At 58.0% G+C, this 23,991-nt stretch carries 20 protein-coding genes; 11 read left to right on the plus strand and 9 right to left on the minus strand.

The annotated features are described in order from the left end of the window. Positions 1–35 precede the first annotated feature (35 nt). From SH661x_RS17640 to SH661x_RS17650, 3 genes are all read left to right on the plus strand, one after another. Entirely contained in the window at positions 36–1,229 is a 1,194-nt protein-coding gene (locus SH661x_RS17640) for a C45 family autoproteolytic acyltransferase/hydolase (protein WP_437224199.1), read from the plus strand. Positions 1,230–1,259: 30 nt separating this feature from the next. Then, the gene (locus SH661x_RS17645; protein ID WP_437224201.1) at positions 1,260–2,270 is read left to right on the plus strand and encodes an ABC transporter substrate-binding protein; all 1,011 of its coding nucleotides are present in this window, start codon (positions 1,260–1,262) and stop codon (positions 2,268–2,270) included. A gap of 142 nt (positions 2,271–2,412) precedes the next feature. Then, positions 2,413–3,732: a glycosyltransferase gene (locus tag SH661x_RS17650; protein ID WP_437224204.1), complete on the plus strand. Its 1,320-nt coding sequence runs from the start codon at positions 2,413–2,415 to the stop codon at positions 3,730–3,732. A 355-nt stretch (positions 3,733–4,087) separates the two neighbouring features. Here SH661x_RS17650 and SH661x_RS17655 read toward each other — a convergent pair whose 3' ends face one another. Beyond that, positions 4,088–5,839, minus strand: a complete 1,752-nt coding sequence (locus tag SH661x_RS17655) for a hypothetical protein (RefSeq protein ID WP_437224207.1) — start codon at positions 5,837–5,839, stop codon at positions 4,088–4,090. A gap of 638 nt (positions 5,840–6,477) precedes the next feature. Here SH661x_RS17655 and SH661x_RS17660 point away from each other — a divergent pair. The 4 genes from SH661x_RS17660 to SH661x_RS17675 all read left to right on the plus strand — a co-directional run bounded on the left by SH661x_RS17660 (position 6,478) and on the right by SH661x_RS17675 (position 11,194). After that, positions 6,478–7,497, plus strand: coding sequence for an AAA family ATPase (locus SH661x_RS17660; protein WP_437224209.1), 1,020 nt, complete (start codon positions 6,478–6,480; stop codon positions 7,495–7,497). A 272-nt stretch (positions 7,498–7,769) separates the two neighbouring features. Further along, positions 7,770–8,345, plus strand: coding sequence for a response regulator (locus tag SH661x_RS17665; protein ID WP_437224211.1), 576 nt, complete (start codon positions 7,770–7,772; stop codon positions 8,343–8,345). 1 nt (position 8,346) lies between these two features. Further along, complete coding sequence (locus tag SH661x_RS17670) at positions 8,347–9,573, plus strand: sensor histidine kinase (RefSeq protein WP_437224213.1); 1,227 nt, start codon at positions 8,347–8,349, stop codon at positions 9,571–9,573. A 172-nt stretch (positions 9,574–9,745) separates the two neighbouring features. Beyond that, positions 9,746–11,194 carry a Gfo/Idh/MocA family protein gene (locus tag SH661x_RS17675; protein ID WP_437224216.1) on the plus strand — a complete coding sequence of 483 codons (1,449 nt, stop codon included), beginning with the start codon at positions 9,746–9,748 and terminating at the stop codon, positions 11,192–11,194. A gap of 129 nt (positions 11,195–11,323) precedes the next feature. Here SH661x_RS17675 and SH661x_RS17680 read toward each other — a convergent pair whose 3' ends face one another. After that, on the minus strand, positions 11,324–11,560 hold the full coding sequence (locus SH661x_RS17680) for a hypothetical protein (RefSeq protein WP_437224219.1): 237 nt from the start codon (positions 11,558–11,560) through the stop codon (positions 11,324–11,326). 275 nt (positions 11,561–11,835) lie between these two features. Between SH661x_RS17680 and SH661x_RS17685 the strand changes: the two genes are divergently transcribed. Beyond that, a complete protein-coding gene (locus SH661x_RS17685; RefSeq protein ID WP_437224220.1) occupies positions 11,836–12,831 on the plus strand; it encodes an NAD(P)H-dependent glycerol-3-phosphate dehydrogenase in 996 nt (331 codons plus the stop codon). A 60-nt stretch (positions 12,832–12,891) separates the two neighbouring features. Here SH661x_RS17685 and SH661x_RS17690 read toward each other — a convergent pair whose 3' ends face one another. From SH661x_RS17690 to SH661x_RS17700, 3 genes are all read right to left on the minus strand, one after another. Further along, the gene (locus tag SH661x_RS17690; protein ID WP_437224222.1) at positions 12,892–14,127 is read right to left on the minus strand and encodes a beta-ketoacyl-[acyl-carrier-protein] synthase family protein; all 1,236 of its coding nucleotides are present in this window, start codon (positions 14,125–14,127) and stop codon (positions 12,892–12,894) included. Between the two features lie 5 nt (positions 14,128–14,132). Beyond that, positions 14,133–14,300 carry a hypothetical protein gene (locus SH661x_RS17695; RefSeq protein ID WP_437224224.1) on the minus strand — a complete coding sequence of 56 codons (168 nt, stop codon included), beginning with the start codon at positions 14,298–14,300 and terminating at the stop codon, positions 14,133–14,135. Between the two features lie 178 nt (positions 14,301–14,478). After that, on the minus strand, positions 14,479–15,252 hold the full coding sequence (locus tag SH661x_RS17700; protein WP_437224226.1) for an SDR family NAD(P)-dependent oxidoreductase: 774 nt from the start codon (positions 15,250–15,252) through the stop codon (positions 14,479–14,481). Between the two features lie 154 nt (positions 15,253–15,406). Here SH661x_RS17700 and SH661x_RS17705 point away from each other — a divergent pair, with 154 nt between their 5' ends. Together SH661x_RS17705 and SH661x_RS17710 are read left to right on the plus strand one after the other, a co-directional pair. Continuing rightward, positions 15,407–17,320: an ArnT family glycosyltransferase gene (locus SH661x_RS17705; protein WP_437224229.1), complete on the plus strand. Its 1,914-nt coding sequence runs from the start codon at positions 15,407–15,409 to the stop codon at positions 17,318–17,320. A gap of 45 nt (positions 17,321–17,365) precedes the next feature. Further along, entirely contained in the window at positions 17,366–17,908 is a 543-nt protein-coding gene (locus SH661x_RS17710; protein ID WP_437224231.1) for a metallophosphoesterase, read from the plus strand. Here SH661x_RS17710 and SH661x_RS17715 read toward each other — a convergent pair whose 3' ends face one another. Continuing rightward, on the minus strand, positions 17,909–18,805 hold the full coding sequence (locus tag SH661x_RS17715; protein ID WP_437224233.1) for an SGNH/GDSL hydrolase family protein: 897 nt from the start codon (positions 18,803–18,805) through the stop codon (positions 17,909–17,911). 268 nt (positions 18,806–19,073) lie between these two features. On the opposite strand from SH661x_RS17715, the gene SH661x_RS17720 reads away from it, so the two are divergent. After that, positions 19,074–19,814, plus strand: coding sequence for a methyltransferase family protein (locus SH661x_RS17720; RefSeq protein WP_437224236.1), 741 nt, complete (start codon positions 19,074–19,076; stop codon positions 19,812–19,814). A 151-nt stretch (positions 19,815–19,965) separates the two neighbouring features. Here SH661x_RS17720 and SH661x_RS17725 read toward each other — a convergent pair whose 3' ends face one another. The 3 genes from SH661x_RS17725 to SH661x_RS17735 all read right to left on the minus strand — a co-directional run bounded on the left by SH661x_RS17725 (position 19,966) and on the right by SH661x_RS17735 (position 23,844). After that, on the minus strand, positions 19,966–21,468 hold the full coding sequence (locus tag SH661x_RS17725; RefSeq protein WP_437224239.1) for a glycoside hydrolase family 140 protein: 1,503 nt from the start codon (positions 21,466–21,468) through the stop codon (positions 19,966–19,968). Positions 21,469–21,757: 289 nt separating this feature from the next. Further along, positions 21,758–22,642 carry a sugar phosphate isomerase/epimerase family protein gene (locus SH661x_RS17730; protein ID WP_437224241.1) on the minus strand — a complete coding sequence of 295 codons (885 nt, stop codon included), beginning with the start codon at positions 22,640–22,642 and terminating at the stop codon, positions 21,758–21,760. Between the two features lie 152 nt (positions 22,643–22,794). Further along, positions 22,795–23,844 carry a zinc-binding dehydrogenase gene (locus SH661x_RS17735; RefSeq protein WP_437224244.1) on the minus strand — a complete coding sequence of 350 codons (1,050 nt, stop codon included), beginning with the start codon at positions 23,842–23,844 and terminating at the stop codon, positions 22,795–22,797. Between the last annotated feature and the right edge of the window lie 147 nt (positions 23,845–23,991).

The raw sequence follows: 23,991 nt of genomic DNA on the forward strand, positions 1-23,991 counted from the left end.
GGAATCCCTGCCATATGAAATGAGGAGAGGAGACGATGGCTTCCTTGCTGAAACGCCTGCTGCTCAAACCTGCCATTCCGTTCGCCGTTGTTGCCAAGGGGAAGGATCGCGAATGGGGTCAGATGATTGGCGAGGCGGAGGCGAGCCGGATCCAGGCAGCTCAGCGAAGTCTGATGGAGCTCCCATTCTTCCTCGTCCACAAACCGTGGTGGATGCCTTTTCGAGTCTACCTCCGTCTGGCAGAGCGGGTTGCTCAGAATCATTTTCACAACCCCATGGTGCGGGTCTTTCCGCGAATCCAGGAACGCCTGAAGGGAATGGCGATAGGCGCAGGGGTCCGTCTGGAAACGTTGTGCCTGTTTCAGATGCTGGAAGCTGCCTGTAATCAGCATACAGACCGATCAGGGATGTCGGCGCCGCCGGCCGGGGGCTGCACAGCCATTGCACTCGGACCGGGCCGGGTCAAAGAGAAAGAACCTGTGATCCTGCACAATCTGGATCAGGTCGAACAGGCAGCCTCGTGCCTGACCATTCGTCGCAGCCGCGCCGAAGGGGAACTCAGCAGCATCTGTCTCACATTGTCTCCGCTGTGCGGGGTGGTCGATGGAATCAATGAGGCGGGACTGAGTATCTCGTACAACTACGCTGCTGCTGTGGAAACGGCTGCCCACGGAACGCCGTTGTCGCTGGCCATCTCCGACGCCCTCGCGAGCTGCCGATCCGTTCCGCAGGCGATTCAGCGAATCGTTCAGCATCCACGCAATCACGGTGCGATGCTTATGCTGGGAGACGCGAGCGGCTGCCTCGCGCGGTTGGAACTCTCCGGTCGTTTCTATCATCTGGAGTGGCTCGCCGATCCCGCAGGGGTGCTCTTTCACACCAATCAGTATCGTTCAGAGAAGATGGAGGAACGTCAGGTCCGCGCGGACGCCGTCTATCGGGACACCTGTCCTGCTCCGCTGCGCGGGGTCCGCATTCGAGAATCCTCGGAAGAGCGCGAACGCGCTTTGAAGGGACAACTGCAGGAAATTGATCGAGTCGGTATCGACGAAGCGCTGGAACTTCTGCATGATCATGGACGAATCAGTTGCGGGGGAGCCAACACGATCTGCATGCATGGGGATTACTGGTCGACGGTCGCCAGCGTGGAGTTGCTGCCACGCTCACGAGTATTCCGCGTTGGCTATGGTCCCGCGTGTCAGGCGGTCTATCGTGACTTCACCTTTTAAAATCAGGACCTGAGCACGCTGGAGAGTTGAATGCGAAATGAGTTCGCGCCGTTCATTCTTCTTTTCGTCGGTTCCACCTTATTCGCAGCGGATCCCACTCCGCAGCCGCTGACCGTCTGCTGTAACGAGCAGCTGGACTACGCTCCTGAGATTCTCAAGGAATTCACCCAGCAGACGGGCATTGAAGTCCGTCTGCTGCAGGAATCTCCCACCGAGAAAAAGATCGGTCTGATCGATCAGTTTCTTGCAGACATGCCGCCAGCGGACTGCGACGTCATCTGGGATCATGACATGCTCGGGATGATGGAGCTGGCTGAGAAGGGGGTGCTTCTCCCCTATCGGAGTCCCAACCTGGACCGCATCAATGACCAGTATCGTGACGCCCATGGAAAATGGATCGGTTTCTCCGGTCGCATGCGGATCTGGCTGGTGAACGAAACCAAAATGCCAGCCCGGCATGATGCCATCCTCAGCCGGTTCCTGGGGAATGACCTGACGAAATTTGCCACCGCCACGCCGCTTCACGGCTCCCCATTAACGCACATGAGCATCCTGTGGCAGCACAACGGCGATGCCGTCGTCAAGGAATGGCACCAGACTCTGAGGAAGAAAGGGATGAAGACCGCTGCTGATGAAAACGCAGTTCGAAATCTGATCACTTCCGGGGAGTGTGATTTTGGATGGACGGACAGCGATCAGTATTTTCGAGCCAAGGCAGACGGTTTTCCTGTCGACATGATTCCCGTTCGGGTCGAAAGCGAAACGATCTGCCTGCCGAACACGGTCGCCATTCTGAAAGGGACAAAGCATCTCGCAGCCGCCCAGAAGCTGGTTGACTATCTCACCTCGGAACAGACCGAAATGAAACTGGCGGCAAGCATCTCTCATCTGATCCCGCTGGGGGATGTTGACGAGCAAAAGCTTCCGGAGGAGGTCCGCAAGCTGAGAGGATGGTCTGCGGAAGCGATGGACATTCGCCGCTGTCACGATGCCCGGGAATTCTGCCTGGACTGGCTCGAACTGCTTCCGCCAGCCCGCTAGACCAGTTTGGATGATCATGTGCAGGCGATTCAGGATTTTCACCGCATGAAATTCCATGTTATCGCCTGCAGAACATAATAGATTATTGGCAAAACCGCTCTAGCAGTTTCAAATTCGGATTTCAGGGTGGTACAGGGATTGCATGGGGTCACCTGCACAGCAGCGGGAGCACGCCTTGAACATCCTGATGATCACGAATGTCTTTACGCCTCAGATCGGAGGGGTGACGCGCAGCGTCCAGCAGTTCTGCGAGGAATATCGCCGACAGGGACATCGCACCCTGATTATTGCTCCCGAATATGAGCAGACGCCGGACGGGGAAACGGATGTGATCCGGATTCCCGCCATCCCCAACTTTTATCAGAAGCAGTATTCCCTGCCGCTTCCTGCGTTCTCCATGCTGCTCCCGGATGTGCGCGACTTCTCTCCGGACATCGTGCACGTTCATCATCCATTTCTACTGGGCAGCACCGGACAACTGCTGGCGGCGGATCGCGGCGTTCCCCTCGTCTACACCCATCACACCCGCTACTCCGTTTACATCGAAACCAAGACCGACTGGCCACGCTCCGTGGAAGAGGGCATCGTCGAGCTGATCGTCGGGTTCTGCGAACTGTGCGACGGTGTTGTCGCGCCGAGTGAAGGAATTCGAGACCTGCTTCAGCAACGGGGGATCACAAACCGGATTCAGGTGATCCCCACCGGCGTGGATGTTCGCCGCTTCAAACGGGCAGACCGATCGGAACTGCGTCGACAGCTGTCGCTGCCGGAGAGCCGGAAGATCGTCGGACACGTCGGCCGTCTTGCTCCGGAGAAGAACACTCCCTTTCTGGCGAAAGCCGTCGCTGCCTTTCTCAAAAAGTCACCGCAGGCAGAGTTTGTCGTTGTGGGAGACGGTCCAGACCGAGTCTCAATGCTGAAAGTCCTAAAGGGGGAAGGGGTCGCTGATCGTTCCCACTTCCTCGGCTTTCTGGAAGGTGAGGATCTGGTCAATGCCTACGCGGGATTCGACGTGTTTGCGTTCAGCTCGCATTCTGAAACTCAGGGAATGGTCCTGGCGGAGGCGATGGCTGCCGGCGTCCCGGTTGTTGCCGTCGATGCGACCGGAGTGAGAGACATGATCATCGACGGAGAGAACGGCCGGATCATTCCGACTGACGACGTTGGCGGTTTTGTCGCTGCACTGCAGGAAGTTTTGGAATCGCCGACCGACCGTTTCCGCGAGGGAGCGATTCGCAGTGCTGAAGAAGCGTCTCAGGAGAACTGCGCTCGCAACATGCTCGACTTCTATGCCGAGCTGATTCGACATCCACGGCAGCGGTCACTTTCCGACTGGGAGCGACTGCAGCAGCGCTGGGAAGCAAGCTGGCAACTCTGGCAAGTTCGCGCCCGTGCGGTCGCAGCGGCAGCACGGGAATCATTGACGTCAGTTTCAGGTGAGTCAGACAAAGCATCTGACTGAAGCCCCAGTGTCCCGTAGGCGATCAAGAAACCTGTCAACAGCGAGCCAACTGAAGATGCACTCGTGCTGGTGAAGCGAGTGTATGTCGAGGACACGTTGGGAGACTCTTTGAGCTGAGTGTGTTGGGACCGACAGTCCGGGGTGGACGGTCACTGTTCTTTGAACTTGCTTGAAGTTGTCATCAGTAAAAAAAGAGACCCTGCCGTGCGACAGGGTCTTTTTTCGAGAAATGAAACTCGGACAGTGACTCACATTAGAGCGGTTTGCCAATAATCTATTACGTTCCGCAGGCGATAACATGGACTTTCATGCGGTGAAAATCCTGAATCGCCTGCACATGATAGACCAAACTGGTCTAGAAGTTGAAGTTCAGCGAGGCTGTCAGCTGTTGAGCCCACCAGGAATTGTACTGCCGTTCGATCTGAGGATAGAGCGGGAAGCCCTGCCATTTGATCGTATCTGCCGGTCGGGAGACAGCTCCCACCCACAGCACCGTATAACCGAGCCGGAAGGAGGAATTGTCGAGGACCGAGATCTCTCGCAGTCCGGGGATCACATCGATGAAGTCGAAGTCCGCAAAGATCGACTGCTGGAACGTGGGAGAGACGTGGGTGCTGTTCGTCGAGCTGCGGAAGCTGGAATCCTGGGCCAGGATTCGCGGGGTCGTGTATCCGCGGAAGCGAACGTCGGCCAGTGGGTCACCGATCTGGTTTCCGGACATGTTGATCTGTTCGTTGTTCACAGCCAGACCCAGGATCGATTCACCCCACATGTTGAACCCGTTCTTGCGTGTGTCTCCCAGGTCGAACCGCAGTCCGATTTCTGGACCCGCAAGGTTGGATTGCACTTTGTTGTTCAAGGTAGCTGTGTACTGATCGTACGCATAGACCAGAGCGGAGGTCGCAGGATGAATTCCACCCGCTGGTGTTGACGTCCCGCCGCCGGTCCCGCCAGTGCCCCCGCCGGTTCCACCACCAGTTCCGCCGCCACCGGTTCCGACATTGGCGTAGGTGTAGTTGAAGCCGCTGTCGACCCCTTTGAAGTAGAAGCCTTCATTGATGTACAGGTATCGGGCTCCCCACAGAGGACGCAGCATGACGCCGTCATTCTTGTAGAGGGGCTGCTGATAGATGCTCATGTTCGCACCGCCGGCCGAGGTCGACATCTTGATGCTGTAGAGCAAGTCGTACTTGGCGGTACTTCCGTCACCAAACTCTGCAGCACCTGGAAGCGGTTCACCGTTATCGAGCGGAATATTTCCGTTCAGGGTGGTGATCAATCCACCTCCCAGCAACTGGACCAGTGTCTGATTCAGGGGAATGCCGTTGATCTGATCCTGGCCACGTCGGAAATCTGAATTCGCAGTCGCGGCACCCCAGCCGGTCAATTTGATCCCGGTTTCATCTTCGTTGTAGTAGGCCAGTTCTCCCTGCAAACCTGGAGCCATCTCAGGCGATCCGATACGGGCCGCAGTGAAGATGGGATAGAGAGTATCCGTTGCATTGTCGACAAGTGAGGTCGTCGTCGTCGCTAACAGTGGATATGGAAAGACCGTGTCATTGAGAATGTAGAAGCCCTGCACGCTGGGGGTGAAGTTCGTGAGAATCGGCATGCCTGCGTAACTGCCGTTTGCTGGAGTGCCCAGCGGGAGTCCAGGGCCACCGTAGTTGCCGCGGCGGGCATATGGCGAACCGATCAAGGCTTCGCCTGCATCACGGAACTGAATGGCCATTCCGCTGACTGTGGCAGAGAAGTCCCGCCGTCGGTACAGCATTTCCTTGAACCAGAGTCCCCCCTGATTGTAGGTCGAAGTCTGACCGACATTGGCAGGATCGAAAGGGCTGATGGCCGGCCAAGGCTGGAAGTTCTCCGGAACACCTGCCGGATACAATGTATTGGGATCGGCAGGTCCACCCATCGCATAGGGCGATGGATAGTACCCTCCAGGAGAGGCTCCGTAATCACCGGGATATCCCTGATAATCCGGACTCGGCATCCCATATATGGATGCACCCTCTGTATATGGAGACTGTCCCGAACAGGGAGTCCGGGTCGCCAGCAGCATTGCTGTACAGGTGACCGCTGTTATCCAGGGCTGAATCCGCATCAGTACGTCCTTGACTGGTTGGCCAAACCGCGACTCACGGTTGGCCTGGCGACGAGACAGGAATCCTAAATTCCTACCGGCCCACTTCCGGCGCATTCACAATGGACGATGTGGACACGCAGGAACGGACCTGAAACTGTTATCGGTCTACGGATTGGAGAAACTGTACCGATTGTGCGACCTATGCCGTTTTTTCCCTGTGTAACGTTTGTGCGGGAATTGCCGGTTATTCACTTGCTCTCATGGGGCCTGCTGCCCCCCTTATTCTGCGCGGAAGTTGTTTTTGAAGAACCACTTATAGACCAACAGACAACATCTCAGCCGGCTCCAGGCATCAAGAACTTCTGGGATTTCCGGGTCTGTGAGGACACTCTGAGGAGCGCACGAATTGCCGGAGGAGGCTCGGTCAGCAGAAGCTGCCGGTGCAAACTGGGGGAGAGTGGCAAGAAATTCCGCCCTGCGATGTTCATTTCTGCAGAAGCGACACGCTGCCTGATGGGCTCGCCTGCCCGTGTCTCCCGTCTCCGTCCGGCGAAGGGGAGTTCGCGAATCCGCACGCTGAATTCGCATCACCGCGCAAACATCGTTAGCATTCAAACACCGCAACCTTTTCGTGTTCGCCAACCCAGAGGAATCCCTTGGCTCCCGAAAAACGTGACTTCGATGAGTTTCTGGAAAAGTTCAAGCGTCATCGCGAACTGATGATTGATGAACTCCATAAGGTCGTGGTGGGTCAGGATGCGGTCATCGAGCAGATCCTGGCCGCCATCTTCACCGGAGGACACTGCCTGCTGGTGGGGGTGCCCGGTCTGGCGAAGACGTTACTGGTCAGTACGATTGCCCGGATCCTGGATGTCGACTTCAAACGAATCCAGTTTACGCCGGACCTGATGCCGTCGGACATCACCGGGACGCACGTTCTGGAAGAAACCGAGTCGGGCCGCCGCGAGTTCCGCTTCGTTCAGGGACCGGTCTTCACCAACATCCTGCTCGCGGACGAAATCAACAGAACCCCGCCGAAAACGCAGGCAGCCCTGCTCCAGGCGATGCAGGAACGCGAAGTCACCGCCGGCCAGGAAACCTTCAACCTTCCTGACCCGTTTTTCGTCATCGCCACGCAGAACCCGATTGAGCAGGAAGGGACCTACCCGTTACCCGAAGCGCAGCTGGACCGCTTCATGTTCAACGTGAAAGTGGACTACCCGAACCTGGATGAAGAGGAACGGATCCTGGCCGCGACCACACGCGGGGAGCGTCCCGAGGTTCGTAAGGTCCTGAGTGCAAAATCAATTCAGTATCTGCAGAAGCAGATCAATCAGATTGAAATCGCTCCGATTATCATTACTTATGTCACCCGTCTGGTGCGGGCGACACGTCCGCACGATTCGGGCTCGCCGAAGTTTGTGCGTGAACTGATCGACTGGGGTGCGGGGCCTCGGGCTGGGCAATACCTGATTCACGGGGCTCGCGCCATGGCTGCCATGGACGGTCGACCGACGATTTCATTCGAGGATGTACGCCGCATCGCGGTCCCTGTTCTCCGCCACCGGATTTCCCCGAACTTCCAAGCTCAGGCGGAAGGATTTGACACAGATTCCATCGTGCGGCGATTGATGGAAGAGGTTCCGGAGCCAGCCATTCCGAAGTATCAGTCCTGACAATTCGGGAAGCGGAATTGCAGGAAAATACTTTTCCCTCTTCCCTATCCTCTGCCCCCTTTGCGGTCCCCCTGAACTCGCATTGACCGATTTTGGAGGATGGATACAATCGGGTCATGTGGAAGTGTCGGTAATATCCGCACATCCGGAAGGATCGATAGTCTTGGCGAACTCTTCAGGATGAATGAAGTGAGCCTGTCGGCTTTCGTTTTCATGCAGGGACGCCTTGAGTGCTCGGCCCGATCAGTGGCTGAAGGGAGAATTGGAGCACGATGAAAACAGTCTTTACCACCGGTGAAGCAGCGAAGATCTGTAAAGTTAGTCAGCAGACCATCATTCGCTGCTTTGACTCCGGACAACTCAAAGGATTTCGAGTTCCGGGATCGCGATTTCGTCGCATCCCCCGCGATGTCCTGTACAAGTTCATGAAGGATAACGGCATCCCGACCGATGCCCTCGAAAGCGGGAAACGCAAAGCGTTGATCGTCGACGACGACCGGGATCTGGTCGAATTGCTGCGGGACTCACTGGAAGCAGACGGACGCTTCGACGTCCGAACCGTGAACAACGGCTTCGACGCCGGGATGATGGTCAAGGAATACCGTCCTGACACCATTATCCTCGACGTGATGCTGCCGGACATCAACGGCAAAGAAGTCTGTCAGCGCGTCCGCAGCGACTCGACGCTCGACGACGTCAAAATCATCTGCATCTCCGGAATGGTCGAAGCAGAGAAGGTTCAGGAACTTCGCGATGCCGGCGCCAACGACTTCATTCAGAAACCGTTCGAAGTCGAGACGCTGATTCAACGCATCTGTCGGCAGCTGGATATGGAAGCCACTGCCTGAAGTGGATCTGATCCCCACGGGTGACCTGGTGCGGGCTCACCCGCTGCAGCGGACTTCATCGAGTGTGTGCATGTTCGAACAGTGCGCGGAGAACGCCGGAATCCAGCCCGATTCCGGCGTTGACCATTTACTGTCCGGTGCCGAGCCCTGGCGCGGGGCAGACGCTGTCGCAGTGCATCTGGCTGCAGCCTGTGCTTCGAAATACTCGTTGAATCTCTGCGCCCTTTGCTGGCAGGATCCGGTCCTTCATCAGACGGCCCTGGTGCTCCATCCGGCGGAGTCTCCTTCTGCAGGCAGGCAGATCCGGCTGAATGGGCTTCGATCTGTCGAAGAGCTTTCCGGTCTGCTGCCTGAAGAATCGGAGAGAATCACCCAGCTGACATGGGTCCCCATGTGCGTTGGCGAGGCGGGAGTTCCGCCACTTCGCCCCATGCTGGGACTGCCGACCGGATGTTCCCTCGAACAACTTGACTCTGACTGGATGAACGCGTCGCTGACACTGCTCCAGTGGGGAGCCCGTTTCGATGCTGAATTGCAAACCCGGAAACTCGCGTCACTCGCGGAATATGCTGCCGGAGCGGGACACGAGATCAATAATCCACTCGGGAGCATCATTGGCCGCGCTTCGCAGCTGCTGAAGAATGAAACGGATGCGGAGAATCGCCGGGCTCTGGAAACGATCGGAGCGCAGGCTTATCGCATCGGGGACATGATTGGCGACACGATGCTGTTTGCGAATCCACCGGCGATGAAGCGACAGACGCTGAACCTGACTGAAGTCATCAGAGAGATCGCAGCAAAGTTTCGAAACGAGATTGAAGAGCATTCGATTCAATTTGAGGAATCCGTCCCGGAATCGCTTCACCTGTCTGCAGATGCTCATCACCTGCGGATCGTTGTTTCGGAGCTGTTTCGCAATTCCATCCGGGCGTTGCAGTGCGTTCCAGATGGATCAAACCATCGACTGCGGGTGAGCGGCGTCGCCCAATCTCGCCACTCGCAACCCGGCGTCTTTCTGGAAATCACGGACAACGGAACCGGTTTGACTGCCGAACAGCTCCGACATTGCTTCGACCCATTTTATTCCGGACGGCAGGCTGGACGAGGTCTTGGATTCGGGCTTTCGAAATGCTGGCGGATTGTCCGTATGCATGGGGGAGAGATCGACCTGAGTTCCGAAGCCGGTGAAACTCACGTTCGGATCTGGTGGCCCGCTGAGACCACTTGATGTAGGGTCCGCTGTGCGGACCGTAGCAGAGCGTGGAATGGTCCGCACAGCGGACCCTACGGAAATGACATCTTCCCGAGGGGGAGTTCACTCACGTTGCAAAGCGTAATGATATCTCGATATACTGATGGGGCGTCGTCACTCCACACCCTCCCCGCCTCAGGAGTTTCCAGTGCCTGCCACGCTCAAAATCAGCCGTCGTGGATTTCTCGCTTCCACTTCTGCGACTCTCGCTCTTCGGCCATGGTCACGAGTCCTCGGGGCCAACTCGGACATCCGCGTTGTCGTCATCGGCTGCAACAACATCGGTAAAACTCATCTGAACGGGTTCCCGCAGATCGCCGGCGTCCGAGTCGTCGGCATCTGTGACGTCGACTCACAGGTTCTCGGGGCCGAGGCGACGAAATTCGAGAAAGAGCACGGTCCGGTCAAAAAGTACGAAGACCTGCGGACAGTCTACGATGACCCGAACGTGGACGCTGTTGTGCTGGCTGTCCCCAATCACTGGCACGCACTGGGAACCATCTGGGCCTGTCAGGCAGGCAAAGACGTTTACGTCGAGAAGCCCTGTTCCCAGAACATCTGGGAAGCAGGCCAGATGATGAAAGCGGCCGAGAAATACAACCGGATTGTTCAAGTCGGAATCCAGCGCCGCAGCATCGAGGACACCCAGAACTGGCTGAGGGAAATTCGCGAAGGGGCATTGGGGAAGATTCAATGCGTGCGGGCACTCTACTATTCCCGTCGTCAGTCCATCGGCAAAGTCAACGAGCCTCAGACTCCGCCCCAGCATGTCAATCATGATCTCTGGTCGGGCCCGGCTCCCACGCCCATCTGGCGGGAAAAGTATCACTACGACTGGCACTGGTTCTGGGAACTCGGGAACGGTGAGTTAGGAAATAACGGCCCGCACGTGCTGGACCTGGCACGTACCGCACTGGGCATCGAGGAATTCCCCGGGAAGGTCTGGAGCGCAGGGGGGCGATATGCCTGGGATGACAATGGAGTCACGCCCAACTCGCACATCGTTCATTACGGGTATGAGCCGACTCCCATCATCATGGAGATCCGCAATCTCCCGGAGAAAGCCAAGACGAACGAAAACACAGCCTACCGCGGCCTGAGTGTCGGAATCATCGTGGAAGGCGAGGACGGTACCTACATCGGTTTCGACGGCGGAAAGCACTTCGATCGCGAGGGGAAACTCGTCCGGCAGATTCCCGCAAACTCCGGTCCCGATGGCGGCAGACAGAAGCACCGCGAGAACTTCATCAAAGCGGTTCGATCACGCAACGAAGGAGAACTCAACTGCAATTTGAAGCAGGGGCATCTCTCCTCGAGCCTGTGCCATCTGGGAAATATCGCCCAGCGACTGGGAGAACCTATTCCGGTTCCACAAGCGATCGAACGTCTGCAGTCAGATCCGCAGTTCGGAGAGACCGGGACACGCCTGCTGACTCACCTGCAGGCGAACGACTTGCCGGTGGAGACGCTCAAGATGGACGTCGGTGGCCCGCTCGCCTTCGACCCGGTCACGGAGACATTTCCTCAGAGCCCGGAAGCGAACGCACAATTGAAGCGAACCTATCGAGCCCCGTACATCATTCATGACGATGTCTGAGGCGACCGGTTGCGACGTTTCAGTACGCTCCGTCACCCATCACAGCGATGTCACACTCTTTCCGTCCCGTCGGCGTCGGGCATCCTGGACCGGCGAGACGAATCGATACTTGGTTTGCCGGAACGATCGTTACCGGTGATAGCCCAGCGAGACCATCACGTCATAGAGTTCTTCAAAGGTGATGAAACGACGGCGGTGGAGCAGCTTGTAAGAGTCCACAGCCCGGGCGAGTTCATCCACTTCCGGACGAGCGGAGTCGCGGGAGTCCGAAAACTGGCGGCGTTCACGAATCGGGGTCCCGCCCGCCTGAGACGACTGCTGCCGACGATCCACGAACGGGGTATTTTCCACAACCGAATTCTGCATTTTAATAGGCCTCCAGAGAAGACAGCACGCTTTTTCAACCTTAGTTCATCTGAGCGAATGCGAGGCCGATCCCGACCCGGGGAACGATTTTTCGCATCAATTGATTCCAAATGTGACGACAAGTCCATTTGTGATGGTTGAAGGAAGCCCCGGCCCTCGCGATGATCACAGGAAAGGGACATGCCGAAGCACCACTTGCTCAATCCTGCTGCAGTGGTGTATTCACATACTCCCTGCGGACTTCCAGTTGCGACCAAGTACAAGATGGAACTTTGATGTCAACCAAGACCACGATTCTCGGCAGCGGCGCCATGGCGACCGCAATTGCCATCCTGCTGGCAGAGCACGTCGGACAGGATGTGGCCATCTGGACTCGCAACGAAGAAACCGCAGAACGCCTGCGCCAGCAGCGGGTGAACGACCGACTGCTCCCGGGGGCCCGGATTCCGGACCAGGTCCAGATCACTCACGACATTCACGCTGCCATCGAAGGGGCCGAATTTCTGGTTGCTGCCATTCCTTCACAATACCTGCGCAGCACATTGGAAACGCTGTCGGACACACTGACCGGCAATCGTCCGGTGATCAGCGTCATCAAAGGACTCGAGAACGAAACGTTCCTGCGACCCAGCCAGATCATCTCCGAAACCATCGGCAGTCGGGCTGTCGTTTCACTGACTGGTCCCAGCCACGCTGAAGAAATTTCCCAGCGTCTCCCTGCCAGTGTGGTTGCTGCCAGCGGCGATGTCGCCCTTGCACGAAGAGTGCAGTCGATGCTGTCGACCGACCGCTTCCGCATCTACACCAATCAGGACCTGATCGGGGCAGAACTGGCAGGAGCGTTGAAGAACATTATCGGGATCGCTGCCGGAATCTCCGATGGCCTGGGCTATGGGGACAACGCCAAGTCCGCACTGATGACCCGCGGGATTGTGGAAATCAGCCGGTTCGGAATCGCTCTGGGGGCGGAGCCGGAGACCTTTGCCGGACTCGCGGGAATTGGCGACCTGATCACCACCTGCACCAGCCGTCACGGCCGCAATCGCATGGTCGGTGAACGCCTTGGTAAAGGAGAAACGCTCGACCAGATTCTCGAGTCGATGGATTCCGTGGCTGAAGGGGTGAGTACGACCCGCGCCGTCTTCCACCTCGCTGAGCAGAAGGGCATCGACATGCCCATCACCGAACAGGTCTACGGCGTTCTCTTCGAAGGGATCTCCCCTCAGGTTGCAACTGACCGGTTGATGAACCGTCCCACGCGGGGGGAATGAGTGGGTATTAAGTAGTGGGTAGTGGGTGGGTGTTAGGAGGAAAAGAGTGAGCCTTTCCTCTTACTCAGCCGGGCGCTTCAAAATTCCTGCTGCGATGGTTCCTCCGAAGCCGAGAGAGACCTTCAACAGGTGTTGCTGCGGTATTGAAGCGGATCTCTGGCCGAATTTCAGGACGCCTGTCATTTCCTCTTCGGGATCCTGATGATTCACGGTCGGAGGAAGCTTCTGCTCTGCGAGACTCAGCACGCAGATCGCAGTTTCGACAGCGCCTGCCGCCCCCATCAGATGGCCGATGGCCCCTTTGATCCCAAATGCGGGGACAGATTCCGTCCTTTGATTGAAGACCTGCTGCAGGGCTCGGCCTTCCGCTTCGTCATTGAGCACGGTGGCAGTGGCATGCAGACTCACGCTGTCGACGTCCGCAGCGGACAGTGAGCAGCGTTTCAGCAGGTCCTGAATCGTTTTTGCGACGACGGTTCCGGCCTGATCGATGCGGGTCAGCCCGGCAGGATCACTTCGCAGGATGCCGTCGACCCATTCCGCGAGGATAGGGGCCTTGCGAGCGGTTGCGTGATCCCAGTCTTCCAGCACCAGCATTCCAGCCCCCTCACCGACGGCAAAACCGCTCCGCTGCCGGTCGAAGGGTCGACATGCTCCGGCGGGATGGGCCCCGGGTTTCGCCAATACCCCCAGGCGGCGGTACGACGCCAGCAGTCCAGGATGCAGAGAAGCATCGGTGCTCCCGGCGATGGCGACCGGGCACAGGCCATCACGAATGAGATTGGCTGCCTGAATCACACTGACCAGTCCCGTGGCACAGGCAGCGACCGGACAGATGATCCCCGCTTCACAGTGCAGGTCTCTGGCGACCGCTGCTGCCGCTGCACTGGGAAAGAGGAAATCGAACGGCGAATCCTCTTGGCCGACGTCGTCGCCCTTTCGCTTCTGATGATCGAAATGTTCGAGATCAATCTTGCTGGTGCCGATCACGCAGGCTGCATTCCGAAGCATCTCGCTGGAGAGGCCGGCATGTGAAACCGCTTCGGAGGCTGCTTTGCGCGCGAAAGACACCATGCGGTCCGGGCCCGGATGTTGCCACGGGACTCTCCCGCCGAAGGCTCTCTGCGCTGAGGGTACCGGAGGGAACGTCGAATCGGAATCGAGCCAAGATACCGCCCGGCGGCCAGCCAGAATCCCTTGCCAGGTTTCCGTTCGCGTGGCTCCCAGGGGAGTCACCAACCCCACGCCGGTAATTGCAACGCGGCGGGAGTGCGTCGCGGGAAAGATGTCCGTCATTGCCGTCAGGTTCGATTACTTTTCCGGCAGACGACGAACAGGACCAGTCCAATCATGGCTGCGGTGATTGCCCACTCGATGTACATCGGATTGGATGGCACCGGCGCAGGCGCGGCCGGGACTTCCTGCGCGAGAACCGTCGTTGTTCCGACCCCGAGCCCGAGTGCAGTCATGCTTCCGATGGCTCGGACTCGCAAAGTTATCGGAAGGAACAATGTTCTCATGGATGTCACGATCGAGGAAATGAGAGGCCCGTGTCGACTGCTTCGCCGATTGTCGTGAATTTCCACGACAATGAGAAGTGAACCGGGCAATTAGAAAAACTCCTCAGCAGACGTCCTCCCGAAACGCTCAGCGGGCGGTCCAGCCGCCATCGACCGCCAGCAGGCTTCCGGTAACAAAACTGCTGGCATCGCTCGCCAGATAAATGGCGGCTCCCTGAATCTCCTCAAGCCGGCCCCAGCGTTCCAGCGCCACTGCTCCAATGATGAATTTCTTCGCCTCTTCCGAATCCGCGATCGGGACGTTCATATCGGTCAGAAACGGTCCCGGACAGATGGCATTGCAGGTGATTCCGAACGGAGCCAGTTCCAGCGCCATGGCCCGGGTCATCTGGACTACCGCCCCCTTGCTCGCGGTGTAAGGGGTGCGGTTCGCAAGTCCCACCATCCCCAGCGTGCTGGCCAGATGGATAATTCGCCCGGACCCCGCCTGCTTCATCCCCTTGACGACCGCCCGGCTGCACAGCCAGGGGCCCTCTACGTTAATCCGCTGGACTTCCTGAAACTGCTCCAGCGTCAGTTCTTCCATCGGTCCCCGAATGTTGATGCCGGCATTATTGATCAGAATGTCGATCTTGCCGAATTCCTGCTCTGCAAGATTCACCATCCCGTCCACCTGCCCCGGATCGGTGACGTCGGCTGCCATTCCCAGAGCGCGATGGCCGAAGTCCCGGGCGATTTCCTCAGCTGCCGCCTGAGCTTCATCCGCGTGTCGGCTTGTCAGGAGGACATCGGCTCCCGCGCTTGCGAGCCCTGCTGCCATGGCCAGCCCGAGTCCTTTTGATCCCCCTGTGATGATGGCAGACTTGCCAGTCAGATCGAACAGCCGAATTCCGGGAAGCATCGCATGTCCTTCATCAATGGTCAGGAGGGGAACACAGAAAATTTCGGCATTCCGTTTCTCAGGGCTCGGCAAACTCCGCGGAGTCATTCGACACATGCCCTTGCAGTGACCAAAATACGATATCCGCTCCTGACATTCGAATGCACCGGCTTTTGTGAAACCACGCGTCCCACTTTCAGCATCTTCTCCCGGTGTGCCCGTCTGGGTGCAGTGGACCGCGTATGCCATTGTCTGCAGCATCGCGTGCCTTGCTGAGGGACTCCGCTGGAGCAACCCGCAATCCCGTCTGGATGCGTTGACGGGCTGGCTGTCAGGACCGAATGCGGACTGGCTGCCCTTCCTCCCGTTGTTGCTGACCGCCCCCATCTGGATGGGCATCCCAGGCGGACGCGGCACGGCGAGAAAGCCGAGTGCGTGGCGAGTCTGGTTGCAGGAGTCGGCCGGGACGTCGAAACATCTGACGGGAACATGGATCGCAGCTATCGGGGTGTTCCTGCTTGCCTTCGCTGTCAGTCGAATGGCAGCGGGAACTTTTCAAGGGGCTCCTCCTGCTTATCACGATGAATACAGCTACCTGTTTCAGGCAGAGACTTATCTGCAAGGTCACTGGACCGTTCCGAGCGATCCTTCGCATCCGGAATGGTTTGACCAGATGCATGTGCTGAACGAAGGCCGATTCGCCAGCCGGTACTTTCCCGGCGTCGGCTTCTGGATGATGCCCTTTGTTGCACTGGGTGATCCCTGGCTGGGGTATCAACTGGCACAGGGGATCGCAGCCCTGCTGGTCTTCTGGATCGGGCGGGAGCTCTCGTCGAATGGGGTCGGCCTGCTCGCAGGAGTTTTGTTCGCCCTCTCCCCCGGGATGATTCTCTTCAGCACGCTGCTGCTGGCACATCATCCCACGCTGGTGGGGTTGCTGCTCTTTGCGTGGTCGTTCCTCCGCTGGCTGCGACGGGGAGGCCGCTGGATGCTGCTGCTGGCAGGCTGCGGCCTGTCTTACGCCATGCTCTGCCGTCCGATGACCGCTGCCGGCTTCGGGCTGCCGTTTGGAATCTGCTTCGCAGCGTGGTGGCTCGGTGTCGGGAGCCGAACTCGACCGCTGACCGAACCGCGGCCAGTCCGAGGACTCGGAGTCCGTTCCGTCGATGCCCTGATCCTGGCTGCTCCACTTCTGCTCGGGTTTCTGGTGCAGTCCATTTCGAATCATGCAATCACCGGTTCGTGGCGCACGACTCCGTATCAGCAATACACGGATATCTACACCCCCCGGCACCGTTACGGGTTCAATAACGTCATTGAAGGAGAGAAGCAGCTGGGCCCCAAGGTGCTCGACAACTACGATCGATGGGCCGAGAACCTGACTCCCGGTCTGGCAGCGAAGAATGTCTGGACTCGACTCGAAGCAAGCCTGCGCTGGTCTCTCGGAATCGTTCCGCTGCTGCTGGGAGGGATCGTCTGCCTGCTGACTCCGCGAATGGGGGACCGCCGCTGGCTGCTGGCGTGGCTTTCGATACTCAGTCTGCATCTCGTTCACATCCCCTACTGGTTTTCCGGGATCATGGGTTGGCACTATGTGCTGGAATCCGCCCCGCTGTGGATTCTGATTTTCGCGGAGGGGACCCACCGACTGATTCAATCCTGGCGTGACGTTCAGCTTCCGGGCTTAATCCTCTGGTGGCGACTCCTGATTGCGACCGCCGTTACCGTCAACACGATCACTTTTGTCCCGGTCTGGCCCGGGCGAGTCGAACAGGGGGTGGCCGAACTCTCATTTCCCAGACGCCGCTATCAGGCATTTCGACAGCAGATCGAAGTACTGCGTGGCGGTCGAAATGCTGTGGTCTTCGTGATCCCGGATGATTCGGATCGACACATGGATTACGTGACCAACTCTCCGGGGCTCGACGGCCCGGTTGTCGTCGTCCGGATGCGAGATCGCAGTCAGCTCCACGCAGCAGCTGCAAACTTCCCGGACCGCGTCCCCCTTGTGTTCGATGCCGCCCAGCGACAACTGACCAGACTCAAGCCTGAAGAGAATTCCTCAAAGCCAACACCGTCATCCCATTGAAGAATGCAGGGCGTATATCGCTCTGCCAGCAGATGAAATCTCACCATGCGAGTCGGCATCTTTTCCGATACACACGACCACCTCGACAACATCCGGCGAGCCGTGGCGTTGTTCAACGATCGGAAGTGTGACTGCGTTCTCTTCGCGGGTGATCTGGTATCGACGTTCGCCATACCGCCGCTGCGACATCTGAAGTGCCCGCTGTATGGTTGCTTCGGGGATAATGAAGGGAATCGCACTGGAATTCTCGGTGGATTCCGGATCATCGGGCAGATCCGGGAGGCGCCGGCCGCTTACGAACTTGCTGACGGCACCCGCATTGTGATCGTCCATATGGAACGACAACTCACCGGTTTTCGCGATGCGTTTGATATTGCCGTCTACGGTCATACGCACCGCCCCTCGGTCTCGCGGGATGATCAAGGCCGACTCTTCATCAATCCCGGTGAGACCTCAGGATGGACCTACGGGAATCCCACAGTCGCGCTGCTGGAGACGAGCGATCAGTCCGTGGAGATCATTCCCATTGATACTTCGGTTCCCCTTCCAGCATGGAACGAAGCCCGTCGCATCCAACTGAGTGAATAATCAAGGGCTGGGACTGATAATTCGCCAGACCGCGCGGGCCAGCTGATCCTGTCCCTGCTGGGTCAAATGAATCGAATCCGAAGTCGTCGCCTCCGAGAGAATGACGTCTGCAAGGACCGATTTCGGGATCAACTTCACGCCGTACTTGCCCGCAAGATTTCTCTGCACCTGACCAAACCGGTTTCCCAGTGGAGGAAGCGGCAGTTCGAAGAGATAGATTTCCCGATCCGCTCCAGCGATGTCCTGAATCAGTCCTTCCAGTTCTGATTGAAATTCTGCAACAGACGTCGTCCCCAGAACATCATTCCCTCCCAGTTCGATCAGCACGATGCCCGGTGGAACCGGCTGCTGCCGGATGCGATCTCTCGCGGAGGACACCGTCGCCCCCATGCGGGAGAAATCGACAACCTCCACACCGTGCTCCTGAGCGAGTAACCCCGGCCATGGCACCGTCTCGTCCCCGACACCGGCTGTGATGGAATCCGCGATGACCACCAGTCTCTGCGGAGCACTGGTCGATGGAGCTGGGAGCTGATGCCAGCTGAGTTCCCATCCGGCCGCGAGAATCCAGCTTCCATAGTAAGTCACGTCGAATAGCGATGGCAGACGACGACGCTTCCCCGGCACTTCGGCTTCAGCCTGCGAGACCTGAGGGATGGACGTCCGGGTCAACGCGAACCACGCCAGAGTGACGATTGCCAGTCCGACGGATGCCGGAACGGGCAACGGAGTGGCTGAGAGGAATATCAGGATCGTCCCGAGCAGAACGAACAAGAACGAAAACCGGGAAGCACCGGAGCGGCCGCACTGCTTCAACAGACCAGCAATCAGGAAGCAGGCTGCCCCGCTGAAGAACGCGTTTCCACTCACGAAATGATGAAGAAGCTGCGTGCGCACGCAAGACCTCGCAGAGGAAGACGGTAGACCTGCTGACATAGTAGCAAACGCCCCAGACCGGATCCTGACTGAAATGTAATCAACACTGCCATTGACAGGAAAAAGTGTGGTCAGGAATACTCCCACTCGAAAAACGAAAACTTTAATAGTTCGCGGCGGGCACTTTCAGACCCAGCAATTTGAAGCGTCAACTTCGCCTCCGGATCGGACTCGATCCACGGGAGTCGGCCCCCATTCCGTCTCTTCAGAAGCACAACCTGGATTTTTCATGGCACTTCGCGAGCACTTCGAATCGAGTGGAAACTGGCTGTTTCAACGACGGAGTTTTCTCCCATTTCTCCTCTTCCTGCTGCTCATTCCTGCCCTGCCTGAAATTCATCGACCATGGGGAAGTGCCCACCTGCAGCGGGTTTGGGAACTGATCGCATTCGCCGTGTCGCTTTCGGGGCTCATGATCCGCTGCCTGGTGGGAGGGCTTGTTCCCGCAAAGACTTCGGGGCGGAATACTGCCGGCCAGGTTGCGGAGACGTTGAACACGACGGGGGTCTATTCGGTCGTCCGCCATCCCCTTTACCTGGGGAATTTTCTGATGTGGCTGGGGATCAGCCTGTTCTGCTTCGTCCCGTGGATGACCGTGACGTTCGTCCTCTGCTTCTGGCTTTACTATGAACGGATCATGTTCGCTGAGGAGGAATATCTCCGAAGCAGGTTCGGCGCAGCGTTTGAGACATGGGCGGAAAAGACACCTGCGTTCATTCCGCGAATTTCGCAGTGGAAGTCGTCAAACCTTCCGTTCTCTTTCAGGACGATGCTGCGGAAGGAGTACACTGGCCTGTTCGGAATCGCTGTCGCGTTCCTGTGCATGGATCAGTTCGAACAGTGGATCATGACCCGGCAGTTTTCAAGTGAACCGCACTGGCCGGTCATTGGCTTGCTCTCGTTGATCCTCTATACGGTCCTCATGTTCCTCAAGAAGAAAACGACCCTCCTCAAGGTCGCCGGCCGGTGAAAGCGGTCAGCAGTCAGCAGTCAGCAGTCAGCAGTCAGCATCAAGCTTTCCTACCTCCTACCTCCTACCTCCTACCTCCTACCTCCTACCTCCTACCTCCTACCTCCTACCTCCTACCTCCTACCTCCTACCTCCTACCCACTCCCCCTCCTCAATAACTCGACCCTAGCCGTGGGAACTTCTTCGAAGCATCGTCCAGAACGAGAACCCAGTCGTTGTTCCGGCCGGAATGAGGGGGGACGAAGAGCTGTTCCCCGGCCTTGGGAAAGACGCCGATCTTCTGCGAGGAATTCTGGCGAGGATTGAACCAGGACGCTGCGATCTCCGTCCCTGAGAGCTTATCGAGCTTGATCGTGATGGGACTTCCCAGCGGAAGGTAGACCATCGCGAAAGACCCGTCGATCGCCATGGCAGCGTGGGCTTTGTGGTCATCGTTGCAATCGTCTTTGGCAATGAGCCCGGGCGCGAATCGCATCTGCCAGTAGGGCCTGGCTGTGAACAGATTCTTCAGGTAATTCATCTGCACCGCGCCGGGATGATTGAGAGCTTCCGTCCACGGGGTTCGGGCAGCGGAAATCGGCATGCGGTCCGGCTGCCAGAACTGCCAGATATTGTGATTCCCGTATGCGTGCCCGCAGGCACCCGCCAGGATCGATTCGTAGGCCGCTTTCCGCACGTCCCATTCGTCGAACCAGACAAGGGTGATGCCCGGCTGGGTCCGCTTGTCCCAGTTTTCCCCTTTCACCGGGTGATCCTCGTAACAGGGCTCGCCGTCGAGCGTCGGTTTCGGCGGAGTCCGGTTTAGGTTTTTCTGGGCGTCAATGGAGTTGGGACGCACCGGCCGGGTATGTCCCGACTGAATCATGTTGAAGTCCAGCCATGGGTCAGCGTGAAACAGCTGAGCCGAGTTGCTGGTCCCCTGCGGGTGGAAAGTCTTCAGATGGGCCCCGCCATCCCCTTTGTCGAGGCCCCGTGCCATCGCCCGGATGATCTCCACTTGAACTTCGTTTTCAGGATCGCGATCGCCTCCGAGAATCCAGATGACCGGCTTCTTGCAGTATCGTCGTCCGAGCCATTCCCCGTAAATTTCCGCATTCGCAGGAGTGAAGATCTCCGGCCCGGTCCCGGACCGCTTGGCCCATTTATCTCCCCACGTCGGGAGCAGGGCGACGAACAGACCGCGTTCGGCGGCTATGTCGATGACGTCGTCGACGTGATCCCAGTAGTCGTTGTGATCACCCGGCTTCAGCTCGGGCCGGGCAGGATCATTGTCGGCCAACGGGCGATGTCCGTACGCATTGGGGGCGTTCAGCCCGTCCAACTCAGCGAGCAGACAGGCCTGAATCACGTTGAAGCCTTTGGCCTTCCGATCATCCAGATACCGAACCGCTTCTTCCCGGTTGAGCCGATGAAACAGCTCCCAGGCAGTATCGGCGAGATAGAAGAACGGCTGCCCGTCCATGTCGGTCAGATACTGGCCGTCGTCGCTGACTTTCAGCCTCTGATCCGGATTGACGGGGGCGGGACTTGCTGGGTCAGCGGCTGAAGCTGGGGCTGCGTCCGGAGTCTGGGCGAACGCCGAAACAACTCCCAGAGTGAGAACTGCCACCAGGCCCAGCAGGCAGTGATACCCAGGCAACGAACGAATCTTCACAGCACACCTCTGCATCAATCTTTTTGGCACCGATTCCGGAAGGACCTGCATTGTGGCAGATTGACACCGGTTCACGAAAGACTGCGCAGCGGCAACTTTTTCAAGGTTTCAAATTGTTTCCGAACTCTCGAGAACGATCCCCGGAACGGATGGTCGATCATCGCCGTCTTCTCCCCAAATGAAGGCCGAGGCCGCTGGAACCGAACGGAAAGGACGATGAGATGCATAGAGCCGCACATCGGCAGCGTGCGGCTCGGTCAAGAGAACGAACTCAATGGCTTCTGACGAATCACGCGGGCCAGTATTGAGCGAGCTTTTTGCGGAGGAAAGCGACACTTCGTTCCAGCTGGTCGAACCCGTCAACGCCGTCTTCAATGCTGATCCAGCTGTCGAAGCCGACCCCCTTGAGGGTGGAGAAGATGGCGTCGTAGTCGTTCATCCCTTTTCCGATCTCACCGTGCCGCAGACGGCTGGCGTAACCGACGCTGTCTTCTTCTTTCCGGAGATCTTCGATCGTTCCGCTGGCGAGGTAGCGGTCGCTGGCGTGCATGGTGACGACGCGATGTTTCACCTTCTCCAGCAGCACCAGCGGATCTTCACCAGCAAGGATGGTGTTGCTGGGGTCGTAGTTCACGCCGAAGTTCGGATCATCCAGGCGGGAGACGAGGTCGCAAAAGACGTCTGTGTACTGGGCAAACTCCGGAAACTTCCAGTAGTTGTCCTTGTAATGGTTCTCCAGGATCAGGGTGACGCCCGCAGCCTTGGCAGCCGGAAGACAGGCTTCAATGCATTCGACCGCGTACCCGATGCCCGCTTCGCGGGACACTTCGGGACGTCTTTGTCCGGAGAGGACGCGACAGTACTGACCCCCCAGTGCTGCCGTCATCTCAATCCAGAACTTCTCGTCTTCGACCTGCTTCTTGCGAAACTCGGGATCGGGATGGGTGAAGTCCGGCGAGGCACACATCATCGGCATCGTTAGGCCGTGATCCTCAGCGATCTTGCGGGCCTCCGGCCAGTACGAGGCATCCTGCAGATCGAGAATGCCGGTGTACATTTCCAGCCCGTCGATTTCGAGCTTGGAAGCGAGTTCAATCCACTCCCGCAACGTCATCTTGCCTGTCAGGACAAGATCATCCATGTACATCTTGGGAAACGCAGCCAGCTTGGGCATCGAGACGCTTTCAGAAAGGAAGTCCGGGGGTGAGAATCAGATTTCAGGTGGGCCAACAGTCAATTTATGTTCGTTTAAGGTTTAAGGTTTAAGGTTGATGGTTTAGTAGCACCACTTCTTCCAACCTTAAACCTTCAACCATAAACCATTCATCACACCGAGAGTGACGGCTTCAGCACCGCTTTGGCGATGCTGCCCGAGTGCATGGTTTCGAACGCTTCGTGCCAGTTCTCCAGCGACCACGTTCCCCCCATCACCGGATCCAGATTCAGAAGTCCCGTGTCGAGCAATCGCAGGACGCGCTCCCAGATCGGCCAGTTGTGACTGAAGCTTCCCTGCAGTCGGACATTCTTCTGGACCAGCGGATCAAGCGAGAAGTTGAGGGGATCCCGTCCCCAGCCCACTTTGCTGATCCAACCGGCAGGACGAACGACATCAATTGCAGTTTTCAGTGTGGCTGAGACCCCGGCGGCATCGATCACTCCGTCGGCTCCCAGACCGTCGGCAGCGTAGGCCCAGTCGCGGCAGTCACCGATGATCGGCTCGCATCCGTAGCGTTTGACCGCTTCAAAACGGGCACGGTCCCGCTCCAGCCCGACAACACCGACGATCGCCCCCTGCAGCTTGGCCATGGCAGCACAGAGCAGGCCGATCGGTCCGGGCCCCAGCACAAGGATGCGGTCCCCCGGCTTGATGTCCCCGTTCGCCACCACAGCACTGTAAGCGACAGCACAGGGCTCGGTCAGGCAGGCAACTTCCAATGCCAGGGTATCAGGCACCTTGTGGAGGCAGCGGGCAGGAACCTTGACGAACTTCGTCATAGCCCCGTCAGTCCCGTATCCGAATCCCTTGCGGGTCGGGTCAAGGTTGTAGAGTCCCTGTCGTGACATCGAATTGAACGGATCGATGATGGCAGCGGTTTCGCTGACGACCCGGTCCCCGGTCTTCCACGGACCAGCACGTTCACCCACTTCGACAATCTGGCCCCCGAATTCGTGTCCCAGAATGACGGGATACGCCACGGGCCAGCTGTGATCGGCGGTCCATTGATGCAGGTCGCTCCCGCAGACACCGACTGCAGCAACCTCGAGCAGCACGTCCTCGGCCCCGATCACGGGAACATCCACTTCACGGAGTTCCACGGCCCCCCGTTGATTGGCGAAATTCACAACTGCAGGCTGCTTGGCGCGAACGACTGACACTGGATTCACTCCTGAGGAACGAAAGGGGGGCGGCAAGGGCAAGAACGGGTGAACATATTTCGCAGGATGCGAAGCTTGCAAGCCAGTTATATACGAATTCCAAAGACTGGATTGAATACCGATTTCACCGGCCAATGAGGTCACAGA

The organism is Planctomicrobium stercoris (assembly GCF_051465655.1).
In the GTDB taxonomy this organism is placed as follows: domain Bacteria; phylum Planctomycetota; class Planctomycetia; order Planctomycetales; family Planctomycetaceae; genus Planctomicrobium.

Coding starts and splice junctions, on each gene's coding strand:
- SH661x_RS17640 (WP_437224199.1), top strand. CDS start 36: ATGGCTTCCTTGCTGAAACGCCTGCTGCTCAAACCTGCCATTCCGTTC.
- SH661x_RS17645 (WP_437224201.1), top strand. CDS start 1,260: ATGCGAAATGAGTTCGCGCCGTTCATTCTTCTTTTCGTCGGTTCCACC.
- SH661x_RS17650 (WP_437224204.1), top strand. CDS start 2,413: ATGGGGTCACCTGCACAGCAGCGGGAGCACGCCTTGAACATCCTGATG.
- SH661x_RS17655 (WP_437224207.1), bottom strand. CDS start 5,839: ATGCGGATTCAGCCCTGGATAACAGCGGTCACCTGTACAGCAATGCTG.
- SH661x_RS17665 (WP_437224211.1), top strand. CDS start 7,770: ATGAAAACAGTCTTTACCACCGGTGAAGCAGCGAAGATCTGTAAAGTT.
- SH661x_RS17680 (WP_437224219.1), bottom strand. CDS start 11,560: ATGCAGAATTCGGTTGTGGAAAATACCCCGTTCGTGGATCGTCGGCAG.
- SH661x_RS17685 (WP_437224220.1), top strand. CDS start 11,836: ATGTCAACCAAGACCACGATTCTCGGCAGCGGCGCCATGGCGACCGCA.
- SH661x_RS17690 (WP_437224222.1), bottom strand. CDS start 14,127: ATGACGGACATCTTTCCCGCGACGCACTCCCGCCGCGTTGCAATTACC.
- SH661x_RS17695 (WP_437224224.1), bottom strand. CDS start 14,300: ATGACTGCACTCGGGCTCGGGGTCGGAACAACGACGGTTCTCGCGCAG.
- SH661x_RS17700 (WP_437224226.1), bottom strand. CDS start 15,252: ATGCTTCCCGGAATTCGGCTGTTCGATCTGACTGGCAAGTCTGCCATC.
- SH661x_RS17710 (WP_437224231.1), top strand. CDS start 17,366: ATGCGAGTCGGCATCTTTTCCGATACACACGACCACCTCGACAACATC.
- SH661x_RS17720 (WP_437224236.1), top strand. CDS start 19,074: ATGGCACTTCGCGAGCACTTCGAATCGAGTGGAAACTGGCTGTTTCAA.
- SH661x_RS17730 (WP_437224241.1), bottom strand. CDS start 22,642: ATGCCCAAGCTGGCTGCGTTTCCCAAGATGTACATGGATGATCTTGTC.